At 26.1% G+C, this 4,736-nt stretch carries 4 protein-coding genes; all 4 read left to right on the top strand.

The window, feature by feature from the left end:
• Positions 1 to 573, top strand: a 573-nt coding sequence (locus BMX09_RS09500; protein ID WP_143054416.1) for an MSCRAMM family protein, incomplete at its 5' end; no start/stop codon positions are given.
• 145 nt (positions 574 to 718) lie between these two features.
• Entirely contained in the window at positions 719 to 1,396 is a 678-nt protein-coding gene (locus BMX09_RS09495) for a CPBP family glutamic-type intramembrane protease (protein WP_177159600.1), read from the top strand.
• A gap of 58 nt (positions 1,397 to 1,454) precedes the next feature.
• Complete coding sequence (locus BMX09_RS09490) at positions 1,455 to 3,221, top strand: transglutaminase domain-containing protein (RefSeq protein ID WP_089748039.1); 1,767 nt, start codon at positions 1,455 to 1,457, stop codon at positions 3,219 to 3,221.
• Positions 3,222 to 3,308: 87 nt separating this feature from the next.
• The coding region (locus tag BMX09_RS09485) for a Cys-Gln thioester bond-forming surface protein (protein WP_143054415.1) at positions 3,309 to 4,736 on the top strand (1,428 nt) is incomplete at its 3' end.

The following is a 4,736-nucleotide window of genomic DNA, read 5'->3' as shown; positions in this document are numbered from 1 at the left end:
GAAAAAGCTAGCAGTATTAACCAATTTGAGTATGCAGAAGGAACAAAACACCACGAAGCAATGCATGCCGATCTAAATGATAAAGCACAAACAATCGTGGTTAAACAAATTAAACCAAAAGAAAATAAACATGTTATTTCTATCTCAAAAGTAGATATTCATGGGAAAGAATTAGAAGGAGCTCAAATAGAACTTTATAATGAAAAAGGTGAAAAAATAGACAGTTGGGAAAGTACAAAAGATGTACATCAAGTTACTTTGGCTTCAGGAACATATATTTTTAAAGAAAAATATGCACCAAAAGGATTTGAAGTGGTTACAGATATTACTTTTAAAGTAGATGAAAATGGAAAAGTAATAGTAGAAAATAATCAAGCAACAGTAAATAAAGAAGGTGTTCTTGTTGTTGTTGATGATTATAGTAAACTAGAAAAACCAGTTACGCTTACTAAAGTAGAAAAATCAGTTACAACTAATTTACCTAAAACAGGAAGTAAATCAATGTTAGTTACTAGTATGTTAGCATGTATAAGTGGTTTATTTGGGATAATTATTATCAAGAATAAAAAATAATAAATAATAAATAATAATAAATACTAAAACCTTATAAGTAGTAATGATAGTACTATTTATAAGGTTTTTTTATCAAATAACACTTAACAGTAATTTTATAGTCAATTTGTTATATTTATTAAAAAATGGTAAAGGAAGTAATGTTATGAAAAAAACTTTAAAATGGCACAATATTATAGTAGTTTCAATTATTATGCTTGGTCCTGCATTGATAAAATCAACTGAATTATATTTTATGACTGAACCTAGTAATATTGGTGATAATTTAGAATTTTCTATTATGGATAATTATAAGGCAATAGGCATTCAAAGTATCCAATTATTGATTGCATTTTTATATTTAAGATTAGTGAAATTTGACTTTTCAACTTGGAAATATAAAGTTTCTCTCAAGAATATTATGATAGCAGTAGTTGTATTTTTATTATTGGGATTATTAATGGATATTGCAATGCTACCAACATATGGAATTGACTGGGTAATTGATTGGATTCAAACAAATAATCCTATTAGTATTTTCGGAAATATTGATGCTTCATTAATTATTTTTTCATTACTAAATGGATTTTATGAAGAGATATTTTTCCTAGGAATTTGTACTGCAGTTCAAGATAAATACCAAAAAATCTTTTGGATATATGCGGTAGGATTAAGGATTGCTGTACATACCTATCAAGGAATATGGAGTGCAATGAGTTTAGGGATTATTTTGGGTGTCACATATCATCTTTTGTACCGCAAAAAAAGTAATAACTTATTTATATATACAACATCACATGCCTTTGCAGATATATTCGGCTTAAGTTTACTTCATTTTTTATAAAATGATTATTATGTGAGAAATAGATGTCAAATATATTATTTGAAAGGAAATTTGTAAAATGAAAAGAATTTTTTTAACAAGCTCTATTATAGGTATGATTTTAACAGGAAGCAATTTAGTGTTAGCTGAAGAAATAACTAATAAACTTGAAGAAAATGACATAGAAAATAGTTTAATAAATCAAAATATAGGAGCTAGCCAAAGAGTTGAGGTAAATAAAAATAATGAACAAGAAAAAAAGAAAGAATTTTTAGATAATGTAGCAATAATTAAATACCATGTAAAACATATTGATTTTAATACAAATAAAGAATTGATCCCGACTATTACAAAAATAGGATTAGAAGGTGATAAAATAACAGAAAATGGGATTACAAATTTTCAAAAAGAAAAAATTCCTGCAGAATATCGATTGATTTCTGAACCAAAACAAGAAAAAGTATTATCTAAATCAAATAACGAGGAGATGATTACTTTTTATTATGTGAAAAATAATTTAGAAAAATTAAAAAAAGAAAAAATTGAACAAATTCAAAAATTTCAGTATATAGATTATATTGACGATAATTTAATAGAGGAATGTATTGATAAAATAAATAATGCTACTACAACGGATGAAATTAATAAGATTTTTGAATCTATTTCAAAAGAAAATAAAACAAAATTAATTCAAACAAAACTACATATCAAATATATAGATGCTGAAACTAAAAAAGAAATCTATCCGACAATTACAAAAATAGAGTTTTTTGGAACAGTAATTAAAGGATTAAAACCAGTATTAATCGATGGATATGTACCGTTAAAAAAGGAACAAGATGTAATTTTAAAAGATAAAATAAGTAATGAAGTTATTTTTGAATATGTAAGACCTTCTGATAATGTTGAGTTCAGTGATTTTGTTAAGAAAAAAATTAATTTAAAAGTTCCAATTGCCTATAAGAATATTGATTTTACAGAAAATTATAAAAATATGGAAACTTATGTGTTGAAACAAATTTATACTAAGCAATTGTATACAGAGGTAATAACTACTGAAAATGATATAAACGAATTAATATATCATTTAACAGATTTACCAATAAGTGCTAGTTACATTAGACACTGTAGAAATATTACGTATGATAAAAGAGAACATATTAAAGATAATTCATATCGATTTATACTGTCCTTTACTTATACAGTAGATAAATATTCTGTGACAGATGAAGATATTGAACAATCAGAGCAAATCATAGATGACTTTATTAAAGAAAAAATTACGGATAATATGTCTGATTATGAAAAAGTTAAGATTATTTATGAATATTTAATTGATCATGGTAGTGCTGCTATTGATTATACTGGTAAAACAATACCGTATACAGACAAGAAACGTTCCGTATATGCACCGTCAACATTAATTATCGAAGGCAAAGGTGTATGTGAAGCATATGCAGTTGCTTTCTCTCGTATGGCAGAAAGAGCTGGCTTAGAACAAAAATGGGTTTCATCAATATATTCCCCATATATAACATATGGCACAAGTGATCAAATTAAAAAAAATAAAGAAATATATCAGAAAAAATTACAGAAATATGATAGTAGGCAAAAAATATTAAATTTAAATCATGCTTGGAATCAAGTGAAAGTAGAAGGTCAGTGGTATAATATCGATGCTTATCATGGCGAATATACAACTATTTTAAATAAAACAAACCAAAATCCTAAAAAAGATATTGATAAATTTTTCTTAAAATCAGATAAAACATTTGAAGAAGGGTTCTGTGGTAGAATGTGGATAAAGAAATTAACAAATGAAGTATTATCTGATTATAAAAAGTGATAGAAAAACTTATTTACAAAAATGGTTAGTTATATAGCTAGTTAAATTATGTAAGAAAATATTAAGAAAGGTATAAAACGTAAGAGAATGAATAATCACCAAAAAATAATTAGTAAATTTGGATTAATTGCTGTTATATTACTATTTATTACATATTTGGTCATAGTTATACAAAATAAGGTTTATGCACAGGAAAATTTATTTCAAGGCTATCATGAAGAAATGACGGTAAATAGAGATACTAGATATGGTATTAAAATATCAGATGAAGGAGAACAAATAGCATATTGTTATAACTATGAAAAGGGATTTCCAAGCAAAAAAGATGCAACATATAACGGGAATGATGACAGATGTTTTTATTCAAAAACTGAAAATTATTTAGAATCAAATGATGATTACATAAATACATACGGAGTAGAAAAGAAACAAAAAATTGCATTAGCATTATTTGTTGGATACCCCAATAATGGATATGGAGATTATATAAAACAAATTACAGAATCAGAAGCTAGGTATATGACGCAAAATCTTATATGGGATATAACAGCTGGAAGAGAAGGGAAGTATACACCACATAATCAATATTCTGAAGGTATGTGTAAATATTATAATCAACTATATAAAAAGTATTTTAAAAATTTTAAAGAAGATGAAGAGTTTTTTCTAGCTAATCCTAGTATTCAAGGTGATGTAACGATGAAAAAAATTCATGTGTTATGGTATTCAGGTTTGCTGACTTTGAATGGAATAAGAGGCTTAGTTTGTGATATAGAATTAAGTTGTAATGATAAGGAAGCTCATTTATATCATAAAGATGGTTCGCCTGTTACATATGAAAATCCGATATGTAATGGAGAAGAATTTTTTATTGTAACTCCTAATAAGCCAACCAAACAGATACTGTCCTTAAATTGGTATACTAAGGCTGCTAAATTTATATTCTATAAACATGAAAAAGGCGGAAAAAATACAACAAAAGGTGAAAATAATGTACAAAATTTAATTCGTGTTAAAGAATATACTCAAAGTGGAAGTTCAAACTATATTATGTATAATGATGGTAAAGCAGAAGAATATAATGAAAAAATGTTTGATATTAAAATTAATAAAGAATGGATGGGTAACATAGCGACAGATAGCGTAAAAGCTTGGGTTATAGCTGATGGTAACAAACAGTTTTATGTAGAATTAACTAAAAATGAAGGTTGGACTAAGACAATAAAAGTTCCAGAAAGAAACTCATTTGGTAATAAAATATCATATAGCATTAAAGAAGATGGAGTTAGATTAGATAGCGTAATTGCAATAAATGGAACAAATTATATCTCGAAAGTAGAAACAACATTAGATAGATATAAAATTATCAATCAAGAAATTTATGAGCCACAAAAATTAACTTATAAAGATGGTGAATTAGCAACAACTGTCAAACTAGATAACGTGACAGGAACTTCTGACCAAGCAGCAACAATAGCAATTGGTGAAGATACAGTTACAAAAGATATAATTGAT

The organism is Granulicatella balaenopterae (genome assembly GCF_900111135.1).
Classification (GTDB): domain Bacteria; phylum Bacillota; class Bacilli; order Lactobacillales; family Aerococcaceae; genus Granulicatella; species Granulicatella balaenopterae.
The sequence above is the reverse complement of the archived record's forward strand: the minus strand, read 5'-3'. Positions and strand labels throughout refer to the sequence as shown.